General features: G+C 50.4%; 25 protein-coding genes. 9 read left to right on the top strand and 16 right to left on the bottom strand.

All coding sequences use genetic code 11. From position 1 onward, the window contains the following. Nucleotides 1–43: 43 nt before the first annotated feature. On the top strand, nucleotides 44–1,018 hold the full coding sequence (locus tag IMCC21906_RS04770; RefSeq protein WP_231580316.1) for a phosphate acyltransferase: 975 nt from the start codon (nucleotides 44–46) through the stop codon (nucleotides 1,016–1,018). Between the two features lie 77 nt (nucleotides 1,019–1,095). Here the strand turns inward: IMCC21906_RS04770 and IMCC21906_RS04765 are convergent, their stop codons facing one another. From IMCC21906_RS04765 to IMCC21906_RS04715, 10 genes are all read right to left on the bottom strand, one after another. Next, nucleotides 1,096–2,238 (bottom strand): glycosyltransferase, encoded by a 1,143-nt coding sequence (locus tag IMCC21906_RS04765; RefSeq protein WP_156165986.1) that lies wholly within the window; start codon nucleotides 2,236–2,238, stop codon nucleotides 1,096–1,098. Nucleotides 2,239–2,419: 181 nt separating this feature from the next. After that, nucleotides 2,420–3,442, bottom strand: a complete 1,023-nt coding sequence (locus IMCC21906_RS16235) for a glycosyltransferase family 2 protein (protein ID WP_052763366.1) — start codon at nucleotides 3,440–3,442, stop codon at nucleotides 2,420–2,422. A gap of 433 nt (nucleotides 3,443–3,875) precedes the next feature. Further along, nucleotides 3,876–4,835 (bottom strand): dTDP-4-dehydrorhamnose reductase, encoded by a 960-nt coding sequence (gene rfbD / locus IMCC21906_RS16610; protein WP_047011210.1) that lies wholly within the window; start codon nucleotides 4,833–4,835, stop codon nucleotides 3,876–3,878. After that, the gene (locus tag IMCC21906_RS04745) at nucleotides 4,832–5,653 is read right to left on the bottom strand and encodes a glycosyltransferase family 25 protein (RefSeq protein ID WP_231580342.1); all 822 of its coding nucleotides are present in this window, start codon (nucleotides 5,651–5,653) and stop codon (nucleotides 4,832–4,834) included. Before IMCC21906_RS04745 ends, rfbD begins: the two co-directional genes overlap by 4 nt. Before the next feature lie 14 nt (nucleotides 5,654–5,667). Continuing rightward, complete coding sequence (locus IMCC21906_RS04740; RefSeq protein WP_231580341.1) at nucleotides 5,668–6,786, bottom strand: glycosyltransferase family 4 protein; 1,119 nt, start codon at nucleotides 6,784–6,786, stop codon at nucleotides 5,668–5,670. Nucleotides 6,787–6,846: 60 nt separating this feature from the next. Continuing rightward, entirely contained in the window at nucleotides 6,847–7,560 is a 714-nt protein-coding gene (locus IMCC21906_RS04735; protein ID WP_047011207.1) for a YrbL family protein, read from the bottom strand. Next, nucleotides 7,557–8,597, bottom strand: coding sequence for a glycosyltransferase (locus tag IMCC21906_RS04730; RefSeq protein ID WP_047011206.1), 1,041 nt, complete (start codon nucleotides 8,595–8,597; stop codon nucleotides 7,557–7,559). The genes IMCC21906_RS04735 and IMCC21906_RS04730 overlap by 4 nt, the downstream gene beginning before the upstream one ends. 65 nt (nucleotides 8,598–8,662) lie before the next feature. Then, entirely contained in the window at nucleotides 8,663–9,778 is a 1,116-nt protein-coding gene (locus tag IMCC21906_RS04725) for a glycosyltransferase family 4 protein (RefSeq protein ID WP_156165985.1), read from the bottom strand. Nucleotides 9,779–9,795: 17 nt separating this feature from the next. Further along, nucleotides 9,796–10,719, bottom strand: coding sequence for a mitochondrial fission ELM1 family protein (locus IMCC21906_RS04720; RefSeq protein ID WP_047011205.1), 924 nt, complete (start codon nucleotides 10,717–10,719; stop codon nucleotides 9,796–9,798). A gap of 2 nt (nucleotides 10,720–10,721) precedes the next feature. Beyond that, nucleotides 10,722–11,615, bottom strand: a complete 894-nt coding sequence (locus IMCC21906_RS04715; RefSeq protein WP_047011204.1) for a lysophospholipid acyltransferase family protein — start codon at nucleotides 11,613–11,615, stop codon at nucleotides 10,722–10,724. Nucleotides 11,616–11,711: 96 nt separating this feature from the next. Between IMCC21906_RS04715 and IMCC21906_RS04710 the strand changes: the two genes are divergently transcribed. From IMCC21906_RS04710 to IMCC21906_RS16225, 4 genes are all read left to right on the top strand, one after another. Next, a complete protein-coding gene (locus IMCC21906_RS04710) occupies nucleotides 11,712–12,089 on the top strand; it encodes a diacylglycerol kinase (protein ID WP_369795815.1) in 378 nt (125 codons plus the stop codon). Between the two features lie 170 nt (nucleotides 12,090–12,259). Continuing rightward, nucleotides 12,260–12,526, top strand: coding sequence for a 30S ribosomal protein S20 (rpsT, locus tag IMCC21906_RS04705; protein WP_047011203.1), 267 nt, complete (start codon nucleotides 12,260–12,262; stop codon nucleotides 12,524–12,526). Nucleotides 12,527–12,706: 180 nt separating this feature from the next. Beyond that, nucleotides 12,707–13,987: a PotD/PotF family extracellular solute-binding protein gene (locus tag IMCC21906_RS04700; protein WP_047011202.1), complete on the top strand. Its 1,281-nt coding sequence runs from the start codon at nucleotides 12,707–12,709 to the stop codon at nucleotides 13,985–13,987. 77 nt (nucleotides 13,988–14,064) lie between these two features. Then, nucleotides 14,065–15,822 (top strand): ATP-binding protein, encoded by a 1,758-nt coding sequence (locus IMCC21906_RS16225; RefSeq protein ID WP_197085950.1) that lies wholly within the window; start codon nucleotides 14,065–14,067, stop codon nucleotides 15,820–15,822. A 13-nt stretch (nucleotides 15,823–15,835) separates the two neighbouring features. Here the strand turns inward: IMCC21906_RS16225 and proB are convergent, their stop codons facing one another. The 4 genes from proB to rplU form a co-directional block, all read right to left on the bottom strand. Continuing rightward, nucleotides 15,836–16,963 (bottom strand): glutamate 5-kinase, encoded by a 1,128-nt coding sequence (gene proB / locus IMCC21906_RS04690; protein WP_047011201.1) that lies wholly within the window; start codon nucleotides 16,961–16,963, stop codon nucleotides 15,836–15,838. A 9-nt stretch (nucleotides 16,964–16,972) separates the two neighbouring features. Continuing rightward, entirely contained in the window at nucleotides 16,973–18,169 is a 1,197-nt protein-coding gene (gene cgtA / locus IMCC21906_RS04685; protein ID WP_047011200.1) for an Obg family GTPase CgtA, read from the bottom strand. 94 nt (nucleotides 18,170–18,263) lie between these two features. Then, complete coding sequence (gene rpmA, locus IMCC21906_RS04680; RefSeq protein WP_047011199.1) at nucleotides 18,264–18,521, bottom strand: 50S ribosomal protein L27; 258 nt, start codon at nucleotides 18,519–18,521, stop codon at nucleotides 18,264–18,266. Between the two features lie 15 nt (nucleotides 18,522–18,536). Further along, nucleotides 18,537–18,848, bottom strand: a complete 312-nt coding sequence (gene rplU, locus IMCC21906_RS04675) for a 50S ribosomal protein L21 (protein ID WP_047011198.1) — start codon at nucleotides 18,846–18,848, stop codon at nucleotides 18,537–18,539. 267 nt (nucleotides 18,849–19,115) lie between these two features. Here rplU and IMCC21906_RS04670 point away from each other — a divergent pair, with 267 nt between their 5' ends. After that, nucleotides 19,116–20,078, top strand: a complete 963-nt coding sequence (locus IMCC21906_RS04670; protein ID WP_047011197.1) for a polyprenyl synthetase family protein — start codon at nucleotides 19,116–19,118, stop codon at nucleotides 20,076–20,078. Nucleotides 20,079–20,216: 138 nt separating this feature from the next. Next, a complete protein-coding gene (pgi, locus tag IMCC21906_RS04665) occupies nucleotides 20,217–21,854 on the top strand; it encodes a glucose-6-phosphate isomerase (protein WP_052763363.1) in 1,638 nt (545 codons plus the stop codon). A 79-nt stretch (nucleotides 21,855–21,933) separates the two neighbouring features. Here pgi and IMCC21906_RS04660 read toward each other — a convergent pair whose 3' ends face one another. Then, complete coding sequence (locus IMCC21906_RS04660; RefSeq protein ID WP_047011196.1) at nucleotides 21,934–23,289, bottom strand: phosphomannomutase/phosphoglucomutase; 1,356 nt, start codon at nucleotides 23,287–23,289, stop codon at nucleotides 21,934–21,936. 2 nt (nucleotides 23,290–23,291) lie between these two features. Further along, nucleotides 23,292–24,122, bottom strand: coding sequence for a UTP--glucose-1-phosphate uridylyltransferase GalU (gene galU / locus IMCC21906_RS04655; protein WP_047011195.1), 831 nt, complete (start codon nucleotides 24,120–24,122; stop codon nucleotides 23,292–23,294). Nucleotides 24,123–24,343: 221 nt separating this feature from the next. On the opposite strand from galU, the gene fabA reads away from it, so the two are divergent. Continuing rightward, nucleotides 24,344–24,868, top strand: a complete 525-nt coding sequence (gene fabA, locus IMCC21906_RS04650; RefSeq protein WP_047013134.1) for a bifunctional 3-hydroxydecanoyl-ACP dehydratase/trans-2-decenoyl-ACP isomerase — start codon at nucleotides 24,344–24,346, stop codon at nucleotides 24,866–24,868. Between the two features lie 51 nt (nucleotides 24,869–24,919). Then, nucleotides 24,920–26,143, top strand: coding sequence for a beta-ketoacyl-ACP synthase I (gene fabB, locus IMCC21906_RS04645; RefSeq protein WP_047011194.1), 1,224 nt, complete (start codon nucleotides 24,920–24,922; stop codon nucleotides 26,141–26,143). Nucleotides 26,144–26,151 lie beyond the last annotated feature (8 nt).

Raw genomic sequence — 26,151 nt, 5'->3', positions numbered from 1 at the left:
TACAGCACCTTTGCCCTCTCTCCCCAGCGGAGAGAGAGCTGGGGTGAGAGGGGAAGAGACTGCTGAATCCCCCACCATCTCCGCACGACAACCCGAGAGACATCACAGCATGACCAGCATCCTCGACACCCTGCGCCAAAGCGCCAGCAACCAGCCCCGCCGCATCCTTTTGCCCGAGCACTACGACGAGCGTGTCATCGCCGCCGCCAGCGCTCTAGCCCAGCCGATACTGATCGAGCTGCCTGAAGGCCAGGAAGCGCCCGCAGGCGTCGAGGTCTTCAGCCGGCGCAGCGACGCTGAAGAATGGACGGCCAAAGCCATCGCCGCCTTCACCAAAGCACGGGCGGCCAAGGGCATGACCACCGAGAAAGCCACCGAACAACTAAGAAACCCCGTCCTGCTAGCGGCGGTACTGATCAAACTCGGTTTTGCCGCCGGCGGCGTCGCCGGCATTCAAGGTCTCGGCCTCGTCCCCGGGGCAAAACAAGTGTCCAGCTTCTTCCTGATGGAGCTCACCGACGGCAGAGTGCTCACCTACGGCGACTGCGGCGTCATCCCCGATCCCGACAGCGCCGCCCTTGCAGAGATCGCCATTGTCAGCGCTGCAAGCCACCAGCGGCTTACCAGCGAAGAAGCCAAAGTTGCCATGTTGAGCTTTTCCACCAAAGGCAGCGCCGAACACCCCCGAGTCGACAAAGTCCGTGCGGCATTAGAGCTGGCCAAGCAGGCCGCGCCAGAGCTGGCCATCTACGGCGAACTGCAATTTGATGCCGCCTTTGTGCCCGCCATCGGCGAGAAAAAGGCCCCCGGCTCGGCGGTGGCAGGCCACGCTAATGTGTTTATTTTCCCCGACCTGGATTCCGGCAATATCGGCTACAAAATCACCCAGCGGATTGGCGGCGCCAAGGCATTAGGGCCACTGCTGCAAGGGCTGGCCAAGCCGTGGATGGACTTGTCACGGGGCTGTAGTGCCGAAGATATTGTGGATGTGGTGGTGATTGCGGGGGTGTTGGCCTAAACACCGAAGAAACGCCAAAGGGAAAGGGAAGCAGGCACTACATCACCCAAGTGAAGAGTGCCTTACCTAGAGGCGTCTCAATGACCACTATTCTTAAGTAGCAACCGGTAAAAGTCTTCAGTTTGCTTTGCAACCACTGCAGGATCGCAGCTTTTAAGGCTTTCTGCTTGGCAAAGGGCGCCTTTTCCCTGCCTGTTTTGCAGCCACTGGCAGGCAGCGGACAGCTTCTCTGCATCAAGCGGCGGAGCGTAGAGATGAACCCAGTCACTTCCGAACTCATTGCTAAGACTACGGAAACTGCCCATATCGGGAGCGATAACAGGACGATTAAGCGACAAGGCAAGCACTGCCGTGCCTGAATTTAAGATGGCGGTATAGGGAAGAATTACACCGTCCGTCATTTCAAAGTAAGCGGCAACTTGCTCCGTTTCCACATGGCTTGCTCTAACCACGAAACTAGGGTCTGCTCGTGCGTCACCCAGATCGGCCTTGGTAACCGAATCAGAAGCAGCGCCTCCGGCGACAATGATGCGAACATTATCTAGCTTGCAACGCTGCTTGGCATCAATCAGATGCCTGAGCCCTTTGTGCTCGCTAATCTTTCCGAACATGAGCAGCACAGTCTGCCCTTCTGCGATGCCAATGGAGTTACGTGAAATATTCTGATCGACACGCAATCGATAGTATTCAGCATAATGTAAATGAGGTGTTACAGCATGCGGCTTTTTTTCTGCCTCCCGGTGCGCGCTGAAAAACAGCTGCCGACTCTCGCTCGATAGAAATATAAAGCCGTCGACAAGATCAATGAATTTTTCAAATAATTTATTAGCAAGCTCCGGATGACGCAAGGTATGAGGCTTGAGGTTGTGCACCGTCCATACAACCTTCCCCCCCTTTTTATGTAGTTTTTTTATGGCGCGATGCAGTTTCCAGCAACGCCATATCATGCGCCATCGCCTCCTATCCCCCACGAGCTTATCCGGCCAGTGCACATGCAAAATATTCTCATTGGAAATCCGCATGCTGCGGCGATCAAATTCATACACCTCGGTCGAAGCCGACATAGATTTGTAGAGAATATAGTTATAAGGATTATTAGTCCGATTCTGTTCTTTAGGCCAGGCTGCAACACGGAGTTTTGCGGAGATCATATTTATTTCTATCAAGTCGTTTTCAATATGGTTACATTCCGGAAAATAAAGATCAAGATTACCGACCAAACACCCTCAGCTCGTTAGGCTGACACAGAGTTCTGAACACCCTCAAGAAAATCTCCGCACGCAATAAAAGACATAGCTCAACCGATCAAATCATGTAAAAAAATACGCAGCCAATAATGGAACGCACTTTGGAAACCTATTCCGGCCAAATCGGTTACGACTCTCTATGCAAAATTTCGTTCTACACTGCTTTATTTTTGGACTTACTAATCAGCTTCAAATACTTAAATAAGCTCCTAAAAAAATACTTCCTCATTTCTTTCTTTTCTATTGTTTCCAGAATAAACACGCGCAAACCATTATCCAACAAGCTGTTCCAAGACCGCCTCTTCCGGCTGCTTTCTACGTAGTATTCAATTTGTCGTCGCAATCTATCAGCCACCTCTCGAGATAGGACATGCTGTCGAGATCGCAAGAATGACCCGTACTCTCTGACCTGCATTTCAAGATCATGAGCGGACATATTTTTTGAAATAGATGAATCATGGCGCCGATAACAATATAGTAACTCATCAGCGAAAATTACATTTTTGGCACCAGCAGCAAAGAGCTCCATAACAAGCAGAGAATCCTCACCAACATTTAGCCTCGTATTGTAGCGAATGTTATTACTGGCAAGAATCGATCGCTTAATAAACGGCTTGAGATACCCCAAATTTGGCAAAGTTTTAGATCGGGAAAAAGATTTTACGTACATTTCCAAAGTAAGTTCGCCCAACACACTACTTTCACTTGATATGAATGGCTCTGAATTTTTTTTTGAATCAATTTTATTATCTTTTATGCATAATAAATTATCGAACACCAAATCTGATTTATTTTTATTCGCCAGTCCAAACAGAAACTCTATTCTGTTTGGAAAATACCAGTCATCCGAATCCAGCACAGTAACCCAATACCCCGTGGACAGCTCTAAAGCACTGTTACGTGCAGCCCCGGGTCCGCCGTTATGCTCTCGCTGATGCACAACTATGCGGGCATCAAATTTTTGCAAGTCCTGAGCTATTTTCAGGGTAGAGTCCGTAGATACGTCATCCACAACAATGATTTCAATGTTTTTATGGGTTTGCGCCATTGCCGAACGAACGCATTGTTCTATGGTTTTTTCAGCATTATAAGCAGCTATTAAAATAGAAACTTTATTTTCTTTTTCAAACATATTGAACATCAACCCTGCAACATCAAGCCAAAAACCACGGAGCATTTATGACGCTACAATCAGCGGCAAAGCAAGCGCCATCCAAGGTAACTTTACGCCAATACGTAACAGTGTAGATATGGGATAAATAGAACCTTGGTGACGCGCCAACCTGAACTTGATCTACGCGAAAGCGCATTGTAACCTCGACACTCGCCGCTGCAATCTGTATCGATGCGCTTACTTGGCAATTTTTTCGCAGAAGAGAACATAGTCGGAGAAGGTTTGTTTCGCGAAGACTGGCGTGATACTGCGCTACGACCCCCAAAAGCTGACCAGCCTCAGCACACAGTAAAAACCGATATTTTGAGCAAAGCGCGCTCGCTCGATCGCCGGCCTCAAGCGACCCGTGACAACCCAGGTAATGCCACCTCGCTTGGGATATCCTCCTCTACCACCTCCGCTTTCACCTCGTCAGCAAGCAATTCGTAGTGTTTTTCTAACAAGCCATCATCCCTGCCAACCCTAACCGCCAGCTACGACTGGCAGAACCAAAGATCCGCTTAAATTTTCCGCTGCCCAGTGCCGAATTGCTAGGCCGCTTCGCTAGGGCCGGATACTGCGCCGATATGATAACCCTCACCATCGGCGCCTTATCTAGTTTTTGCTGCACGAGCGCCTCAGCAAAGATGGCTTTTGCAAAGCCGCACCAGCTAATCGCCTCATCACCAGCAAAGTGGTAAAGGCCGTATTTGGCTTTGTCACTAGAGTGCGCCTCGCAAATCGCCAAGCAGGCCTTGGCAATATCCCCTGCATAAGTTGGGCAGCCAATCTGGTCATCCACCACATTCAGTTCGTCCCGTTCTTTTCCCAAGCGCAGCATGGTTTTAACAAAGTTATTGCCATACTCGCTAAATACCCAAGTCGTGCGAAGAATAACGTGCTTGTCCCAGCGTTTTTGAATTTCCTGCTCGCCCTTGAGTTTAGTCAGGCCATAAACACTCTGGGGATTTGGTTCATCATCCTCGGTGTAGGGCGTTGTTTTGCTGCCGTCAAAGACGTAATCGGTGGAGATATGGTGAAAGCGGAAGGCGGCCTGTTTCGCCTGGCTCAAGTTCTGCCAATAGGCGCGTGCGGCTTTCAGCAAGGTATAGGTGCCCACGAGATCGGTTTGAATAAAGGCATCCGGCCCATCGATGGAGCGGTCCACATGACTCTCAGCCGCCAGGTGCATCACGGCATCGGGTTGGTGCTGGTCAAACACCCGTTTCAGTTCAGCGGCACTGCAGATATCCACCCGATCAAAAACGTAGCGACTATTCTGCAGCGCTGTCGGGATCGATTCCGCATTGCCGGCATAAGTCAGGCAGTCCACGTTGACATCGGTGTTGGCCAGAATATGGCGCACCACTGCGCTGCCGATAAAACCGGCGCCGCCGGTAAGGAGAATTCGCATCATCGCTTCTTCCAACGCTGGCGCTGGCTTTTGCCCGGCGATGCCTCTGGCATCGCGGCGGGATAAAACTCAGCCCGATGTAAATTTAGATAAAGGTGTCTACGCAGACTGAAATATAGTTTTACAAAGGGCTGTGCAACACGGTAATGCACACCTAATTTTGCTTGTCCCAACGCTAAACTTTTGGCAACAGACGTTTCCTGCAACAGCTCGTAAGCAACATGCGGCTCGACTGCGTAGACTTTTAGATCAAACAGCCAAAAATGGTCAAAAACTTTATCAATTGGTTCATAAATAGTATTTGCATGCTGGATGAATTTTTCCATTCCTGCGCGACTCAATAGATAAGCTTGCGTTCCCAAACCTCCGCGCTCGGGTCGAACAAGCTGATGTTCGCCTGCTAATGTTGTCAAAACCTTTCTGCGACGAACTTTCAACGACATCAAGCGCACCATATCTAGATTTTTGTCTAGCAAAGACCGGACAACCTCACCAAACAATGGCTCTATTACAACGTCGTCCTCAATTATGCAAAGATGTTGATAGCCCTCTCGATAAGCCATTTTGACTGCGCGAAGGTGGGACAAATAGCACCCCACCTCCCCGCCAGTCATTTGCCTGCCATGCCGAACCAAAGCTAAATTGTGGCAAAAGCGCTCACCACCCTCTAATAATGGCATAGCTTGCCGGCCATCCACCGCAGAGAAAAAGCCTGCATTTAGACCTTGTTGCCGCAACGCGTTCAGCAAACGGGTCGAGTTAGGGGTCTCTGAGTTGAGACTAATAACCCAGCAAGCCAAACCAGAAAAGTCAGCGTTCATTTGCGCGTCGTTGGTCATTGTGACTCCAAATCGGGTGACGATTCCGCCCCCCGCGACATTTCGTCAACCAGTTCTAGCAGATTACTTGCGACAACAGGCCACAAAAACGCCGTGCTCGCTCGCTCACGGGCAAGCCGTCCCATCTCCCGCAGCTTTTGCCTATTTGCGAGCAAGGTTTTTATTTCACCATAGATGTCTTCCGCCTGATCTCCGTCGCAGAGTGCGCCGGTAACGCCCTCTACCACGGCATCGCTGGCGCCGCCAACACGCCCGGCGAGACTCGCCAAGCCAAACATGGCCGCTTCCAGATATACAATCCCAAACCCTTCCACCGAGTCGCCAACTTGCCTGCTGGGCATTACAAACAGATCACTGCCATTTAGAACTGCCGACCGCTCGCTATCAGTTACCCTGCCACAGAAACGTACTTTTTCCAGTACGCCAACGTCAGTAGCACGCTGCTTTAACTGTTCCAGACCAGGCCCTGCACCTGCAACAATATAGAGAAGACGCGGATAATCCGCCAACAACCGGGGCAAAATCTCAATGATTTTATCCTGCCCTTTACGTGCCTCAACTCGACCAACGGTGGTCAACACCGGATCAAAGCCAGCAACCCAACTCTCCACCCGCTTTGCATCCTGCGGGGAAGGCTCTTCTACAACATCCACCCCCGGATGAAGAATCTTCACCTTTTGACTGCTTGGTGAATATTTCAGGAGCCGATCTGCAGTAAACGTGGAATTGGCAAGAATAAGATTCGCCTTAACCAGAGATTGCTTTACCCTCGAACTACGGCGCGGCGAAGGCACTTCGGAGAACTCCATTCCGTGCGCTAAACAAACCACCCTAACAGATAAGTCCAGCGGCAACGCCAGCAGTTCGAGACTCTTCCATGAATCGCAAATAACAAGCGCGTTTTCTACGTTCGCCAAGTGTCGTTTTAGGCGCCAGGACTTTATTCGACGACGTAAAAATTTAGGCCCAGGTACACGCACGATTTCAAATGGCTGCTGTTTATCAAAAACCGTCGCATCAGGATGGGCGGCAGCATCACAGAATACGGTCACGTCCTCCCCTCGTTGATGTAACGCAACCGCAAGTTTATGAACGTAATTTTGTATTCCTCCCATCTCTGGAGGGAAGTTTTGGGTACTGAATACTATATTTCTGTTCAATGCCATATTAAAATCTTAGGCTGAATTGCTGCTGTCGTTGCCAGAATGGAACAAAAACCCATGATAACCCTTACCTCTGCCAGCTTCCTTATCATCAAGTAACTCCTGAATGCGCCAGCGAAAATTATCAATCTTTCGTTGCGTTTTTTTGGTCTGAATAAACCATGGCATTCGGTGACCAGGAATCAGGCCGGCATTGCCCATGCCGTCGATAACCACCATGCGCCGAATAGTTTCTTTGCCATCAGAGCTAATATCTTTCTGAAGCACAATGTTATGCACAATCAGGTCCCGGGACGGCACGCTATACTGACGCCAGTGTTCAACCAATTCATCCGCTGCTCGCTGGCAGTCTTGGGTATAGCCTTGCTCCCACAAATACTGTTTTAGAGAAATAGAAATTTTACCATCGCTATCACGGATCAATTCGGAGCACAGCCCGGGCCCCATATCAGTATTTACATAACCATAGCAACGGCTCACGTGCTTAAAAATATCGTCTGGGTAGTATCTCTCCAGCGCTTGCATCACGCGAAACTCGTCCAAATTGTCATCAAAGCTCGATAAGGGCTTGAGGTTTTTTGGAAATCCTTTTTTCCTGCGTCGGTCTTCCAGAGTGAAATCCGGGCGACGCACTTTGATACAAAGGTCATATTTTTCAGGATGAACAAAACAAAGGCGATTGCCTCCACCTGCAAACGGCTGTCGATGCCTCAACGACTGGGTCATTGCATAGCCCCATCAACCCAGATATCTCTAGCCCACACATAGTCATGGCTAAACGGCTGCAAGGTACTCGCTTCTAAAATGTACTGTGCAAACAAGGTTGCATTAATTTCCCGATGAAAAAACTCACGTGCACGTGAAGCCCAATGCTGTCGCTTATCATCATCCCGGTGAAAATCTCTGATTTTGGCTAGCAAATCGGCCTCGTCATTAAAATAAACCACCGATTCTGCAGGCAGTAACTCATCGAAGCGAGCATCGCTATGGGTAAACTGCAAAATGCCATTACCTGCCAGCTGCGCCATACGTGCAGAAGCGTACCAGTAGCCTCCTTCCTGTCGATTGAGATTCAACCCCATTTTTGAGTCTGACAAAGCTTTATTATAGTCCTTGCCCCATACTGGAGGCTCGCCAAAACTACCAAAGGTTTTGAATATCAGCTCGGTTTGCAGAGTCTCCCGCAAGCGACCCACTAACTCCAATCGTTTAGTGAAATTAGTGCTATTACTGCAAAACAACAGATCGTAAGGCAGGTCATTTCTTTTTGAACTATCAAAGCACTCAACAGAGGGATCAACCGGGTTCGGCATGTGGTACACGCGCGCTCCCAGCCCCTCAAACGGCTTAAGCTCTCGACGACCCGTAGAAACAAACACCGCGTCCACCGCCAAGGCCCGGGATTTAATCCGTTCAACATTACTAGGCACAAACAGTGGATCATTGTTGCAATGAGCAATAAAGCAATAGGGGTTGCGCTTTTTGATTTCCCCCAAGGTAGTGTTGCTGATCAGATCGCAATGGCCAGCAATGACCAGATCGGGCTCCATCGCCTCGACCATTTCCAGCAGGCGCTTATTAGCCTTATTTATACCAAGCTCACGAATTCCCAGGGGCGCTTCGAAAGCCGCCACATCCCGATCACTAAAACCTTGAACAAAATGATGATTTCTTATCAAACCAAATTGCAGCTTTTGTGCCCAGCTAACACGGGTAGCGCCATACCGACGCAGCTGCTGGTAATCAACATGCAATACTCTCATTGACTGCCTCTATCTCATAAGAATTGGGCTCGCGAACTATAGCACTCGACAAGGGATTATACCTGCTAAGCCAACTCGTCCAACAAGCGCCGATACACCCCAAGGGTCGATGCTACCTGACTGAGCAGAAAGTACTCATCGGGCAGATGAAGATCAAATTTACCGTCCAGCAGCGTCGCAACCCGATCCGCGAAAGCCGTAGTATCATCCGCAGGGACCAGTCCTAAGGGAAAGGCCTCAACTAACGACTCTGCCGCCCCACCCCGGTCATAAGCCACCACCGGCGTTCCCACCGCTAAAGACTCTGGCACCGTCCGGCCAAAGGGTTCTTCTTTATTGGACATATGGCAGGTCACGCTAGCCAAACCATAAAAAGCGGGAATGTCACTACGGTGCCCCACAAACGTGACGTTGTCATTTAAGCCTAGCTCATTGCGCATTGCCAGAAGCTCCTGAAGGTAATGTTGCTTACCTGGTTCGGCGTCCCCTACCACCACGCCGTGGCAGTCATTTCTGAGCGATACCAGCTGGGCCATCATGTCCAAAAAGGCCTCTTGCCCCTTCCAGCGCGATAAGCGTCCCGGCATCAGAATAATTTTTTTATCCGCTAATTCGGGATAGTCCCCATACAATTGCTGTTGCCACTCAGGCGTACAGGCGTAACCATTAAATGCATCTGGGTCCAGACCCCTAGGAATCAAGGTAATCTTGTCATCGCTCAGCTGGTAGTTATCGCGCATGTATTTTTCAACACAGTGAGAGATGGCAATACAGTGCTCAGCCTTAGCCATAATGGCACTGTAAAAACTTACCGAGTACATACCGTGAAAGGTACTAACCAACTTTGGTCTAGAGTCCACTGGCATTTTTCGCCAGGCCAGCCAAGCAATCCAGGCGGGAATTCTTGACCGCACATGTACGACATCTGGAGCCAATTCTGCCAATAAGGCCCGCATCGGTCTAACTTGTTTAAATGACAATAGCGACTTTCGATGCACGGCCATGGTGATATGGCGACTGCCCTCTTGTTCGAGGACATCCACCATTCGACCACCCGCCGAGATAACAATAGATTCGTGCCCCTGCTTAACCAGCTCACGAGCAAACTCTACCGTGCCGCGTTCGACACCACCCGAGTTCAACGCAGGCAAAATCTGCACAATTTTCAATGGCGTTGTCATTGCCGCCCTCGCGCCCATTACGATCTCTTCTTTTGTAGGGTTTGTTCGATAAGCCAATCCGCCGCACGATCCGCTTCCCATATTTTAATGTCAGCAGAGGGCATCGTCCCTTTGTCCCGCTCGTTCCAGACGCGAACAAGCCCCTTAGCTTCGACTTGAGCCATGCTACGGGTGACGCGGGAATCCCCCAAAGGCTGCAATTTTAAAAGCCCAGTGGGCGTCGCAGACGTAATGCACTCAAACACCATAGACACACTGTCACAGCTCACCCAAACCCGACCAACCTGGCTCAGCTGAGTCTTTAGCCAATCTTTGTGTGTTTGCTCATAGGACAGTAATTCGACGTTGCGGGCATGTTTTAACACTGTGCCTAGCGAAGGCATTAATGACGCAGGCGAACGGGGAGAATTACTAATAGTCCAGCTGATATCCGGTGACGCCTCCACCACTGCACGCACCTGCGCCGCAATCCTCGCATCATCCCACTCAAAGTGCTTGTTAATCCCCCCCAGCAAAATTAAACCTGTCGAAGGGTTTCGCCCTTCGACAACGGGAACCATCGTGTTTAATACGCCTTGGGTAAGCAGAATATTTTTGCGATGTGGCGGTTCATCATGGGCAGGGATGCAAGCCGCATCAAACAAGCACAGCGGCCAGCTGGGGCTACTCAACACCACACTGGGACAGCCCGTAATAAAGCGGGTCCAGATCATCGGCCGATGACAGTTACTACCCGCGCCAATAATCCAGTCGGGAAACTGCTCGGCAGCAAACTGATCAAGCAAACCTTGTTTGCCTGAATACCGAAATCGCTGCTGAGAAAGATCCAAATAGTGAAACGCCGTCTCCGTTTTGGCCGACAAGCGCTGCGCCAAACCACGCACCTGATTGAGATGGCCCAGTCGCCCCTCGGTAAAGATCCAGCAACGCAACGGTTTCACAATTAATATACCCTCGCCTCGCCCTCAGGCCTGGTTTTAAAACGACGATGCACCCAAATGTATTGCTCCGGCGCGTTCAATATTGCCTGCTCCAAATGGGCATTAATTCGCCGGGCGTCCGCCGCCGGGTCCCCCGAGGGAAAGCCCTCAAGCTCAGTGATATTGATTTCATAAGCCCGGCCATGGTCCAAACGTCGATACGCCGGAAATACCACCCTCGCCCGACCGCCCTTAGCCAAGGTGCTAGTCCCAATGGTAGTGGCCGCCTTCACGCCAAAAAAATCCACAAATTCAGCGGACTTACGGCCATAATCCTGATCAGGCAAATACAGCAGCCGATGCCCATCACGTAAGCGCCGCAGTGCCCGTTTCATATCCCGGCGGTGAATCGGCTCACCAAAGCGTCCCCGCGAGCGGCTCATCACCCACTCCAATACTGGATTTTTATGTTTGCGGTAAAAAGAATCCGCCGGGTAGCGCTCGCCGAGCAGTTTGCCGCAGATATCCAGCGAGGTGAAATGGGTGCCTACAACCAACACGCCTCTGCCATCGGCCGGTTCCATTAACTCACCGCCCGTAATGCGCAGCTCAACGCCCAACTTATCTACAGTTAAAAACCAGCCTCGCACCATTTCCATAAGACCAATGCCTTGATCACGCATCGTTTTTTTCAGCAAAGTACGGTGCTCAGTCTCATCAAGATCAGGCAAACACAATCGCAAGTTCACGTCACAGATATGCCGCCGGCGTTTGGCAAGAAAATAAAACGCCAAGCCCAACCCTGCGCCAATACGATAGCAGACCCCTCGCGGCAATCTCGTTAGCACCCACATTAGTCCAACCCCCAGCCAAGTAGGCCAGAGTCGGGGGGCAAAAAGATGTCTCGGTATTGTCATGTCGTCGCTATAAACTTATGCATTGGCATATCCGAAAAAAGAGCCGCATTGTACACTGAATGCCAGCCCGCTCATTATTGAGAACGCATTTTTACCATGATGAACAAACCCGGCCGTTCAGGCTTCTCCCGCATCGCCGCTGCTACCGAATACTCTATCAAAGGCTTGCGAGCCGCATGGCATCACGAAGAAGCATTTCGGCAAGAAGCCATCTTTGCCCTCATAATGCTGCCTTTGGCCTTTTGGCTGGGGCAAGGCGCCACCCAGACCGGGCTACTTATCGCCAGCGTTGTACTTTTGGTCGTTGTAGAACTTATTAATTCCGCGATTGAAGCAGCCATTGATCGCATCGGCAGCGAGCGCCACCCCCTTTCCGGACAAGCAAAAGACATCGGTTCAGCGGCGGTTATGATCACACTGCTTCTTTGCTTTACGGTATGGGGCCTAGTGATTGCTGAACGCCTAAGTTCGTAAACCCCAAAAAATACGAAAAATAGAGCGATCAAGGCCATCACAGCCTTATGCAAAAGCCCAAGAAATCCAAAATTGATCTACTTTCCTCTCCTCAGCCTTGACAAGCAGCCGCTAAAGGCGAATAATTCCCGCCCTAAATTTCAAGTGCCAGTTTTCGAGGAGTAAGAAGCGTGGCGAATTCCCCCCAAGCAAAGAAACGCGCACGTCAGGCGGAAAAAAGTCGCACGCACAACGCCAGCCTGCGCTCCATGGTTCGCACCTACCTGAAAAGAGTAGTTGCGGCGATTGAGTCCGGTGATCAGGAAGCGGCGAAAGCTGCGTACGTTGCGGCCGTTCCCGTTCTGGATCGTGTAGCTGACAAAGGCATTGTTCACAAGAACAAAGCTGCCCGTCATAAAAGTCGTTTGAACGCAAAAATCAAAGCGATGGCTGCCTAAGCACCAAAAGGCAAGTCCCACCGCAAAACCCGCCTCGGCGGGTTTTTTTATGCCCGCTATACATCCACCTCGTCTGATTCCATATAGCTACTTCCCACAGTAGCCCCACCCACCAAAGCAAGAGATCATACCAAGGCTTTTCCAATGCCATTATTTCGCTTTTAATTAGGCAACCATCGTATGACTCAAGCAGCCTGGACACCGACTCGGCGCGGCTTCTTAAAAGCCTCTGCAATTGCCGCCACGAGCTTAACCGCCAGCGTCAACGCACCTTGGGTACATGCCGCAAAAAAACGCCCTAAACTCCGCGTTCTTGGCACCCATGTCACCCTGCAAGAAACATTGCGGTTAAAAGCGCAACAAGACCTTGGCATCGACATTAGTTTTGAGCCGGGTGGTAGCTCACAAGTATTACAAAAAGCCTCCAGCAACCCCGAGTCATTCGATTTGTACGAACAATGGTCTGACAGCATTAATGTTCTCTGGCGAGCAGATGCCATTCAAAGTATAGATATTGACCGGTTGGAATACTGGCATGAAATCAATAACTTAACCAAAACGGGCTACATCACCCCCGACGCCACCATCGGTGCTGGCGATGCGCCTCATAAACTCCTTTTCGTCCAAGGCAACGGCTCGCTTAGCTCTACCCCAAGCAAGCAAATCAGCTTTTTGCCCTATGTTCACAACACCGACTCTTTTGGCTACGATCAGCGCCACATTCCAAAAGGTAGCGCCTACGGTAGCGAAAGCTGGGGCTGGCTATTCAACGAGGCCTATCGCGGTAAAGTCGCGCTGGTAAACGCCCCAACCATTGGCATTTTCGATGCCGCCCTTGCCGCCCGCGCACAGGGGTTAATGGAATTTAACGATATCGGCAATATGAGCCGCCAAGAAATAGACCAACTATTCGATATTTTGATTTCGCTCAAGCAACAGGGCCACTTCTGCGGACTGTGGAATTCGGTGCCCGAATCAATTCAATACTTTACCGACGAAAAAGCCATTATCTCGAGCATGTTTTCTCCCGCAGCGACTGCGCTAAATGGCCAGAATATTCCCGTCGTTTACGCCGCCCCAAAAGAAGGCTACCGAGCTTGGCACGGTGTAATGTGCCTCTCTTCTGCCGCCAAGGACGAAGCCAAAGACGCCGCCTATAAATATATGAACTGGTGGCTATCAGGCTGGCCCGGAGCCTTTATCGCCAGACAAGGCTATTATATTTCTAACCCCCAGCGCGCCAAAACGCTACTCTCAAAGGATGAATGGAACTACTGGTATGCCGGCAAAAAAACCCAGCAAGACCTCCTTAACACTAACGGAAAAATCGCAATAAAAGCGGGCAGCCTCCGCCGTGGCGGCTCCTACGAAAACCGATTTAGCAACGTCGCGGTCTGGAATACCGTAATGGACAACTATGAATACAGCCTACCTCGCTGGCATGAGTTTATTCTCTCCTAGGCTGAATGATGATAAAGCTTCTCTCAAAATTTCCTATTCAAAAACAAATACTTTTGGGCTACGCCCCAGTGCTTGTAGTGCTGACAATTTTAAGCGTGTTGAATTTTGTCAATGTTAAGCAGTTTCAAGCCCAGTTTAATACGCTGCAACAAGCTAATACCCAGCGACTGGGTTTTATGGCTATTAATCGAGACATTCTTGAGCTTCAACGATTAGCACTGGTTTATTCTTATGTTGGATATACTGGCGTTTTGCACAAAATAACTCGCCAAAACGAGCAATTAGATAAAGAGCTTGAATTGGCAAAATCACTCACCAAAGACAACAAGCGTATTCATGAGCGCCTAATAACCATGGCAACGGCCTACAAGGAATATGATCAGTTATTTTCGAAATCGGTTGCCATGCAAAAAACGTTAAAACAGCTCCAACAAGGTGAAATCGAAACACTTCACCTCACGCAAAATCAGATCCTGCAAAAACTCACCACCTCATTTGCCAATCGACAACAACTCGAGCAAAGCAACACCACAAATGAGATAACCTTAGCACTGACAAAAATTTACGCCGATAGCAAAATCATTAGCACTTCAGCCAATATTGTTTTATTTGGCAACACCTTAGCAAGGTTAAAATCCGTCCAAGAAATGGTGACCACAGCCAAAACAAAAACCACAACGGCAAATCAATCCGAACTATTAAACATGTTGGCGACATCTCTCAAAAAGTACGATGACGCACTCAAAAAACTCGTCACCACTCGCAGCTCTTTCCTCCAATTGATCAATGTTGTTCTGGCAGGAAAAACAGCCCAAATCAATCAACTATCTCAAGAGCTGGATCAGCTGATCGAGCAGCACGCTCAAACACTCAGACAAGACATTACCGATGGAATGAATCGCGCTCAAAACCGGTTTCATTTTTTTACCGTTCTCGCTGTGCTCACCGGTCTAGCATCATCAATATTAATCGCAACAGGTATCGCCTCGCCGGTTAAAGCCATCTCCAAAACACTGTCCAAATTGGCTGAAGGTGAAGCCAATATCGACATACCCGGGCAACAGCGACAAGATGAACTTGGCAGCATGGCAAAAGCCGCCAACGAATTTAAACTCATGGCGCAAAACCTGGAAGCACAAACCGCTGAACTGGAAGAGTTCGCCTACCGCACCTCCCACGACCTACGTTCGCCACTGGTCGCCTCGCTGAGTTTACTAGAACTGGCCACCAACGCCCTGGAAAAAGATGACAAACAGCAGGCTCAACAAGCCATTGATTTTACGCACAACTCACTATCCAAACTCGAAAAATTGGTTCGGGATATTCTCGACCTGACAAAAACAAAAGCGGCGCAAGAGAACAAAACCGAGATTGACCTCGACACCATCATTAACGAAACCATCGCCAAAATAGCCAATTTGCCAAACTTTCAACGGTTAGACATACAAGTCGCCATAGACCCAAGCATCACGCTACACAGCCAAAAAAGTCGAATCACATTAATCTTAGAAAATTTAATTTCAAATGCCGTGAAATATCAAAATACGGATACCGAGGCCTCATATATAAAAGTTCACGCCCTTCAGCACAAAAGCAACATCGTGATAGAAGTGGAAGACAACGGCCTGGGTATTCCCGAAAAGTACCAACACCAACTTTTTACAATGTTTAAACGCTTCCACCCCAACGCCTCCTTTGGCTCAGGACTGGGCCTGTATATGGTGAAGAAAAGCGCTGAAGTGATAAATGCAAAACTAGAGTACGAAAGCCGTGAGCAAGGCTCGACGTTCAGGTTAATTTTACCCGTCACCCAAGACGAACAAACGACGGACTAACGGAAAAGAACCCTTAAACCAACACCAAGTTATCCCGATGGATTAACTCAGATTCGCCAAGATACCCCAACACTTCTTGTATTTTATGGCTGGGTAAGCGCTTGATTTTTTCTGCTTCTGCGGCATCATAATTTACCAGTCCCCGGGCGACCTCTAACCCCCTCGCATCCACGCAGGAAACCAGATCACCGCGACTAAAACCGCCCGCCACCGATATCACACCAACCGGCAATAAACTCCTACCTTGTTGTCGCAGCACTTGAATAGCGCCATCATCAAGGGTGACGGTTCCTCGCAACTGCAGCTGTCCGGCCAACCATTTTTTGCGAGCTGCAATCGGCGGTTGTCGAGACAACAGCAACGTACCCAAGGTCTCACCAGCAAAAACCCGTTCGATTACGCGACTTTCGCGCCCCCCGGCAATCACCGTATTCGCGCCCGACCGGGATGCCAATCTTGCCGCACGCAATTTGGTGAGCATTCCGCCCCGCCCCAAGCTGCCGGCACTGCCACCTACCATCACATCCAAACTGGCATCACCAACCTCGGCCTCAGCAATAAGCTCAGCAGCGGGATTATGTCGGGGATCAGCGGCAAACAGCCCCTGCTGATCGGTTAGAATAAGCAGCGCATCCGCATCAATTAAGTTGGCCACCAAGGCCGCAAGGGTATCGTTGTCGCCAAAGCGAATTTCATCCGTGACCACAGTGTCATTTTCATTTACCACCGGTACCACGCCTAACTCCAACAATGTTAACAAGGTGTTACGCGCATTCAGGTAGCGATCTCGGGCGGAGATATCATCATGGCCCAACAAAATCTGTGCGGTCTGTAAGCCATATTGTCTAAACCGGGTTTCGTAAGCGTGCACTAAACCCATTTGCCCCACCGCCGCTGCAGCCTGCAGCCGGTGAAGATCTTCGGGACGCTGCTTCCAGCCCAGCCGGGTCATCCCCTCCGCTACCGCACCAGAGGACACCAGCACCACTTCCTTACCGGCAGCACGAAGCGCCGCCAACTGAGCCACCCAAGCATCCAAGCCATCGACACAAAGACCGCGACCGTCATTGGTTAACAGCGCCGAGCCAATTTTCACCACCAAACGCTGACTTTTTTGTAATGCCTTACGATTGTCTGACACCGAAATTCCCTAGGGCTGGTAAACCACCTCGACATCACCATCATCATCGTCGAGATCATCGTCATCATCTTTTTCTGCACGCTGAGCCGCTCGCTTAGCATCACTCAGCGCCTGAATTCGCTCACGAGCTTCAGACTGCATCGCCTCCTGCAACGCAGCCTCAGCCTCAGCGGCCTCAGGGTCGGCGGCTAATTGCTCCGCCTGCTCTTCAACAAAACGAAGAATATCGTGGCACAGCGCCTCGGTGTTATTTTTTTGCAGCGCTGAAACGCGATATACCGGACCATCCCACCCCAATTCATCTATCACTTCCTGACAACGCGCCTCGCGCTCATCTTCCGGCAACAGATCAACTTTATTCAAAACCAACCACCGATCACGGCCTGCCAGCGTGGGGCTGAAGCGATCCAACTCTCTAGAAATCAGCGCAACGGCCTCAGCAGGTGTACTCCCATCAAAAGGCGACATATCTACCAAATGCAATAATAAACGAGTGCGGGTTAAATGCTTAAGAAAACGGATACCCAGCCCCGCGCCCTCTGCCGCCCCCTCAACCAACCCGGGGATATCAGCAATCACAAAACCTCGATGAGGCTGCACGCGCACCACACCCAAGTTGGGCACCAGCGTAGTAAACGGATAATCAGCCACTTTGGGCTTTGCTGCAGAGACGGCGCGAATAAACGTCGACTTACCAGCATTGGGCATACCCAGCAGCCCGACATCTGCCAGCACTTTCAATTCCAGCCTGAGGGTTCTCGCCTCACCGTCACTGCCCCGGGTAAACTGCCTAGGTGCACGATTGGTGCTGGACTTGAAGCGGGCATTACCCAAACCATGGAAACCCGCCTGCGCGACCTTTATCACGTCCCCTGCCGCCACGAGATCACCCAGTACTTCGCCAGTGTCTTCATCAATAATCGTGGTGCCTACCGGTACTGGCAAAATCAGATCTTCGCCACTTTTGCCCCGGCAATCACTACCGCGACCCGGCTCGCCGGAAGGGGCGTTATAGCTGCGCACAAACCGAAAATCGACCAGGGTATTTAACGACTCATCGGCACGCAGAAATACACTGCCGCCATCACCGCCATCACCGCCATCGGGGCCACCTTTGGGAATATATTTTTCGCGACGAAAACTGAGGCAGCCATTACCGCCACGGCCTGCCGCGACCTTGATTACTGCCTCATCTACAAATTTCATTTTGCTGCCAAGGTTAAGTGTGAATGTATTTTATTTACAGAAACAAAAAAGCCCCGTCAACTGACGAGGCTTTGCGGGCTATATGCCGTTAAGCTCAGGCAGCGACGATGCTGACGAACTTGCGGCCTTTCGGGCCTTTAACATCGAACTTTACTACGCCATCGGCTTTAGCAAACAAGGTGTGATCAGTACCACAACCTACGTTCTCACCAGCATGGAAACGGGTACCACGCTGGCGAACAATGATGCTGCCTGCAGGAACCGTTTCACCACCGTAGCGTTTAACACCAAGACGTTTACTTTCGGAATCACGTCCGTTACGAGTACTACCACCAGCTTTCTTGTGAGCCATGAGTTTCTCCTAATCTTAACCGCTGATACCAGTGATTTTCACTTCTGTGAACCACTGACGATGACCAGCCTGCTTCATGCTGTGCTTACGACGGCGAAACTTAACAATTTTCACCTTAGCGTGACGACCTTGAGCAACTACCTCAGCAGTTACCTTACCACCCTCTACGAATGGTGCGCCTATTTTCAATTCTTCACCGTTCTTAACCAGCAAAACCTTATCAAAGGTAACGCTTTCGCCGGTGGCAATCTCTAACTTTTCCAGTTTAAGGGTTTCACCCTCAACCACACGGTGTTGCTTACCACCGCTTTCAATAACTGCGTACATGGGCAATATCTCCAAGAGCCTGCTTGCAATGCAAATCGTTGTTGGGACCAAGACCGATCAAATGAACGCCCTTAGTACAAGTCCAGGCACCGCGGGATCACAAGTGACACACACGGATTTGCTTTAGGGGCGCGAATTGTACGCAGAATCACCCGCCGACACAATACCCAAGCCACGTCTACTAGAGAATTATTAGGCTTTGCTTGACAGCTTCCAACCGCACTCATACGATGCCAGCCGACTCCGCCAGACCAATCCGCCGACAACATGCAAGAGATCAGACAAGTTGTGGCCAGCGAATTTTCCGCGGTCAATGACTTCATCATTCAACAGCTCCACTCCAATGTGTCCCTCGTTGAGAACATCGGCCACTATATTGTCGACGCTGGAGGAAAGCGGCTGCGCCCGCTATTGAGCCTGCTAAGCGCTGGCGCTATCGGCAAGATCGACGAAGATCACGTTAAACTAGCGGCTGTTATCGAGTTTATCCACACCGCCACCCTGCTCCACGACGATGTTGTAGACCTCTCAGACTTGCGTCGCGGCCGCCCCACAGCCAACGCCAACTGGGGAAATGCGCCCAGCGTTCTGGTCGGTGACTTTCTCTACTCCCGCGCTTTCCAAATTTTGGTGCAAATCGGCAACATGCCGCTGATGGGCTTATTGTCCCAAACCACCAATACCGTAGCCGAAGGCGAAGTATTGCAGCTTACCCGCGCTGGCGAGGCCGATACCGACGAAGACACCTATTTTGCCGTTATTCGCAGCAAAACTGCGGTCCTGTTTGCTGGCGCTTGCAGTGGCGCAGCCATTCTCAGCAAAAAAGACAACGCTACTCAACAAGCCCTTCATGACTACGGCATGAACCTGGGCATCGCCTTTCAACTGGTCGATGACATTTTGGATTACAACGGTAACCCAGAAGAAACCGGCAAGAATGTCGGTGACGACCTCGCTGAAGGCAAACCAACCCTACCGCTGATTTATGTAATGAAACATGGCAGCCCCGAACAAGCCGCCATGGTCCGAAATGCCATCAGCCAGAAATCAGCCGATAAACTGGCAGACATCGTCGCCGCCGTTAATGAGAGCGGCGCCTTAGAATACTGCGAGAATGCAGCGCTACATTACTCCGATGCCGCCATTACGGCACTGAGTCAATTTGACGACACGCCCTACACCGCCGCACTACGCCAGCTGACTAAAATCGCCCTCAAGCGCAACAGCTAAGTTCACGCCATTCTCAAGACCATAAAAAATAATTAACACAGAACCCTGCGCTGCGGCCTGACAGGCCCAGTGCAATAACGGTAAACTTCTTGCATCAATATACTCACCCCCTAGTGAATTGAAATACAGGAAGAACTCGTGACTCAGGATGATGCATCACACGCTTTATCAGCCCTGCCAGAATGGCAAACTTTAACCCAGCTGGCAGACGCCTCAGCCAGCACACTGCTAAAGACCCGCTTCCAAAATGACCCGAATAGAGCGCAGTGCTATAGCGGCGATCTGGGTTCTCTGTTTGTGGACTACTCCAAACACCATTTAGATCAAGATATTCTCGACGCCCTGCTAGCCCTGGCAGACAGCGCCAAACTCAGCGAAAAGCTCAGCGCCCAACGCAGCGGTGCCGCTGTCAATAACACCGAAAACCGCAAAGCCAGCTACCCCGACCTTAGACAGTGGGCAAGCAAAACTGGGAGCGACCCAGAACTGGCTAATATGTATGACAAGATGCCCCAGCTGGTTGACGCAGTTCACTCAGGCAAACACACCGGCACAACAGGCAAAGCGTTCACCGATGTGGTAAATATTGGTATCGGCGGTTCAGACTTTGGACCCAGATTGCTGTGCGACGCACTGAGCAATCAAGGTAGTACCAAGCTAAAAGCACATTTCGCCGCCAACATTGATCCCAGCGTCATCAGCGACATCTTGGCCCAAACCCCGCCAGAGACGACGCTATTTCTTGTTGCCTCAAAGTCTTTTGGCACCCAAGAAACCCGTAGCAATGCCGAAGCCGCCATGGCTTGGCTGCGAGCCGCCACCGGCCAACAAGACATTTCTGATCATGTCATCGCCATCACCTCAAAACCATCAGCCGCCGAAGCATTTGGCATCAAACCATCACAGATTTTAAGCGTGCCAGAATGGATTGGGGGGCGCTTCTCGGTATGGTCAGGCTTTGGACTTGCAGTCGCCTTGTACGCAGGCATGGACGCCTTTAAAGATTTTTTACTGGGCGGTCACGACGTCGACCAGCACGTAGAGAATACCCCTCTAACTGACAATATTCCTGTCATCTTGGGGCTGCTAGACGTTTGGTACCGTAATTTTTGGGGCTATACATCTCAGGCCATTCTGCCCTACGAGCACCGCCTAGGCCTGCTACCCACTTATCTCCAGCAATTGTTTATGGAAAGCGCGGGTAAATCGGTTGATGTGAACGGCAACAGATTGGGCACAGGTACCGGCAATGTCATCTGGGGCACAGAGGGAACAAACGGCCAACACTCATTCCACCAGCTGCTTCACCAAGGTGGCGACGCCATCCCCTGCGACTTTATCACGGCACTGCGCTCCTACAACCCCATCGCCGACCAGCACCAGGCATTGGTAGCCAACTGCTTTGGGCAAAGTTTAGTTTTAATGAATGGCCAGTCCGCCGCCGAAGCTGAAGCCGAATTGCTTAGCCAAGGCGTACCACCAGAGGAGGCCGCCACGCTTGGCAAACACAAGGCGATGCTAGGCAACAAACCCAGCACGACAATTACCATGGAGATGCTGACACCAAGAGCACTCGGCAGCCTGATAGCCCTTTATGAATACCGGCTTTTTACCGCAAGCTTTATCTGGAACATCAACCCCTTTGACCAATGGGGTGTTGAACGCGGCAAGCAGGTGAGCAAGCTGTTAATGGAAGGTCTGAGCAATGGCGGCGCCAAGGATGTTGACAGCTCTACGGCGCAACTAATGCAGCGCTTCGCCAAAGCCCAGCAATAAAGTACTAGTATAAAATACGCCACTAAAAGCAAAGAAGGCGCCCAAAAGGCGCCTTCTTAAAAATCACTTCAGCAAGCCTTTACAGCTGGCCTAGCAACTCTTCCGTTTTTTCCTTCATCAATGCCATATCACCGCGACTCTCGACATTCAGTCTAACCACTGGCTCGGTGTTAGACATGCGCACATTGAAACGCCATTTGTCACCAAAAGACATGCTCAAACCGTCGGTACGATCAACATCGCTTGCTTCAGCAGCATAACGCGCTTCAATGGCGGCAATCGTGCTCGCGGCATCGACAACCTCACGATTGATCTCACCACTGCAGGGAAAGCAAGCCACGCGCTCTTCTACCAAAGAAGACAAGGTCGCCGACTTCACCGACATCAGTTGAGTCACCAACAGCCAGGGAATCATGCCACTATCGCAGTAGGCAAAGTCTCGAAAATAGTGATGGGCGCTCATCTCGCCGCCATAGGCAGCATTTTCTTTGCGCATGCGCTCCTTGATAAAGGCATGCCCGGTTTTACTTTGCACCGTCTGCCCGCCAGCCTCATTAACCATATCAATGGTATTCCAAGTCAGGCGAGGGTCATGAACAATTTTCTCGCCAGGTGACAGCAGCAAAAAAGTCTCGGCCAGCAAGCCCACTACGTAATAGCCTTCGATAAAGTCACCGGTTTCATCAAAGAAGAAACAGCGATCAAAATCGCCATCCCACGCCACTCCCAAGTCGGCATTATTGGCTTTAATGGCATCAATCGTGGGCTGGCGGTTTTCTATCAGCAGCGGATTGGGAACCCCATTCGGGAAGTTACCATCCGCCTCATGATGCACCCGAATAAACTCAAACGGCAGATGCTCTTCTAGCAAATCGATCACTCGACCCGCACCACCGTTGCCCGCGTTAACTACAATCTTCAATGGCTTGAGATCAGCAACATTGACGTAACTTAACAAGTGCTCGACATAAGCCTGGGCTGTATCCAGCGGAGACAAACTGCCCCGCTGCGCGACTGGCGGAGCAAATTCATTCTTTTCTGCCAGCGCCTTAATATCCAGCAGGCCAGTATCACCACTAATCGGCTTAGACTCCTCCCGCACAAACTTCATGCCATTATAATCTTTAGGATTATGGCTGGCCGTCACCGCTATTCCACCATCCATACCAGCATGGGAGGTGGCAAAATAAATTTCCTCGGTACCGCAGAGACCGATGTCATACACATCCACCCCCGCATCCCGAAGACCGTCACTCACCGCAGCCTTAATGGATTCACTGCTCAAACGAATATCGTGGCCGACCACAACTTTCTTAGGCTGAATAACTTCTGCAAAGGCACGGCCAATACGATATGCCACATCTTCATTTAATTGATCGGGAATCCTTCCCCGAACATCGTAGGCTTTAAAACACGTCAGTTCTGATGCGCTCACACTTATTCCTCTCCGTAGATGTTTTCGTATACGTAGTTAGTGGCTTCAATAAAGCCAGGCACACTACCGCAATCGAATCTACGGCCGCGGAATTTATACGCCAACACACAACCCGCTTTCGCCTGAGTCAGCAGCGCATCCGTCAATTGAATTTCACCATTCTTACCAGGGGGAGTATCACGAATAATATCGAAAATATCCGGGGTAAGAATATAACGGCCAATCACAGCCAGGTTGGACGGAGCTGCATCCACTGGGGGTTTTTCAACCATATCCTTTACTCGGAACAGGCCATTACCCATATCATCACCAGAGATAACACCGTACTTGTCAATCTCTTCCATAGGCACTTCTTGGATCGCAACAATGCTGCAGCGAAACTGTTTGTAAAGTTTCACCATTTGCGCCATTACACCGTCATCGCCCTGATTCAAACACAGGTCGTCAGACAAAATAACACCGAAAGCTTCATTACCAATCAAGGCCTCTGCGGTAAGCACAGCATGGCCCAAGCCCTTCATTTCCCGCTGACGGGTCATCATAAAGGTGCCTTGATCCAGCACATTACGAATAGACTTGAGGTATTTTTCCTTGCCTGTTCCCGCTATTTGATTTTCCAGCTCAAAACTAATATCAAAATGGTCGGCAATGGCTCGCTTACCCCGCCCGGTCACTAGAGAAATTTGCTTTAGACCCGCATCAATGGCTTCTTCTACGCCATATTGCACCAGCGGCTTATTCACAATGGGCAGCATTTCTTTGGGCATGGATTTGGTGGCGGGTAAAAATCGGGTACCGTAGCCGGCAACAGGGAACAAGCACTTTCTGATCATAAATTTTCCTTAAGGGATAAAACCCAACTCCTTGAAATTAAAGCGTCGCAGGCGAGCATTGTTACAACACTGCCCTAAATAGGCAATCACTCCTCCTTATACAAGAGGAGAATGAATACTTTGTGACAGCAAACATCACGCCAATGTTGACATTTTACTGTGCTGGCGAAGTCACTGTGCTAAGATGCGCGGCTACTTTCATAACAGAACAGCCTCGCTACATGTCATTTAAAGATCAGAACAGCTTCACAAAACAAGAGCTCATCGCCTGCGGCCATGGAGAACTCTTCGTTCCCAATGGTCCACGCTTACCCGTCGATAATATGTTGATGCTTGATCGCATCACCCATATCAGCAGTGAGGGTGGCGAATATGGCAAGGGTGAACTCATCGCCGAATTGGACATTAACCCAGACCTATGGTTCTTTGACTGTCACTTTATTGGTGATCCGGTCATGCCCGGCTGCCTGGGTTTAGACGCCATGTGGCAGTTAGTTGGCTTCTTTTTAGGCTGGCGAGGCAATCAAGGCAAGGGGCGGGCTCTGGGTTCAGGTGAGATCAAATTCACCGGCCAAATATTGCCAGAAACCAAACTGGTCACCTATAAGCTCAGTTTCAAGCGCCTGATTGAGCGCAAATTGATTATGGGCATTGCCGACGGCGAAGTGATTGTAGATGGCAAAACCATTTACTCGGCAAAAGACCTGAGAGTGGGCTTGTTTAGCCGCGATGCTGACTTCGGTTGATCTACACAACACAGCAATCTTCAAATAATTGTATTGATTAAGAGGTTCCCCATGAAACGAGTTGTCGTCACCGGGATGGGTATTGTCTCCAGCATAGGCAACGATCTGGAGCAAGTTCTCAACTCGCTACAGACAGGAAAGTCTGGTATTGCATTTAACGAAACCTATAAAGAAAAAGGCTTTCGCAGTCACGTATCAGGTTCTATCAAAGACCTGGACATGAAAAGCCTCATTGACCGCAAACAGCTGCGCTTTATGGGCGACGCCGCTGCCTACGCCTATATTGCCATGCAGCAAGCGATCACCGATTCTGGCCTCGAAGAAAAAGACATCGACAATGAGCGTACCGGTATTATCGCGGGCTCAGGCGGCGCATCATCAGCAAACCTGATCGAATCAGCCGACATTCTGCGGGAAAAAGGCGTCAAACGTATTGGGCCCTACCGCGTCACCCAAACTATGGGCAGCACCGTTTCAGCTTGTTTGGCAACGCCCTTCAAAATTAAAGGCGTCAACTACTCTATTTCATCGGCTTGCGCCACCAGCGCCCACTGCATTGGCAACGCGGCAGAGCTGATTCAGCTAGGCAAACAAGACGTCGTGTTTGCTGGCGGCGGCGAAGAAGAACATTGGTCTTTAAGCTGTTTGTTTGACGCAATGGGCGCGCTTTCTACCAAATACAATGACACCCCCGAACAGGCCTCACGGCCCTACGACGCCAATCGTGACGGTTTTGTTATTGCTGGCGGTGCTGGCATGGTGGTTCTGGAAGAACTGGAACACGCCAAAGCTCGGGGCGCAAAAATTTATGGTGAGCTGGTTGGCTATGGCGCTACATCAGATGGCTACGACATGGTGGCCCCCAGTGGCGAAGGCGCGGCCCGCTGCATGCGCATGGCACTGAAAGACGTGACCGAAGAAGTGGATTACATCAACTCCCACGGCACTTCAACGCCCGCCGGCGACATGCAAGAGCTCAAGGCGATCAAACAAGCCTACGAGGGCAAAGCCATTCCCGCCATTGGCTCTACCAAGTCATTAGCCGGGCATTCTCTGGGCGCCACAGGAGTACAAGAGGCTATCTTCTCATTATTGATGATGGAGCATAATTTCATTGCCGCATCAGCCAATATCGAGACATTAGATCCTGAAGCCGACAGTGTTCCGATTGTATTAGAAAAACGCGAGAACGTGACCTTAAATTCAGTCATGTCCAATAGCTTTGGCTTTGGTGGCACCAATGCCAGCCTGGTGTTCAAACGCTATCAAGACTAACGTCTAAA

It is taken from the genome of Spongiibacter sp. IMCC21906 (assembly GCF_001010805.1).
GTDB lineage: Bacteria > Pseudomonadota > Gammaproteobacteria > Pseudomonadales > Spongiibacteraceae > Spongiibacter.
Note: the sequence above shows the minus strand (reverse complement) of the source record. Positions and strands in the feature narration are given on the sequence as shown.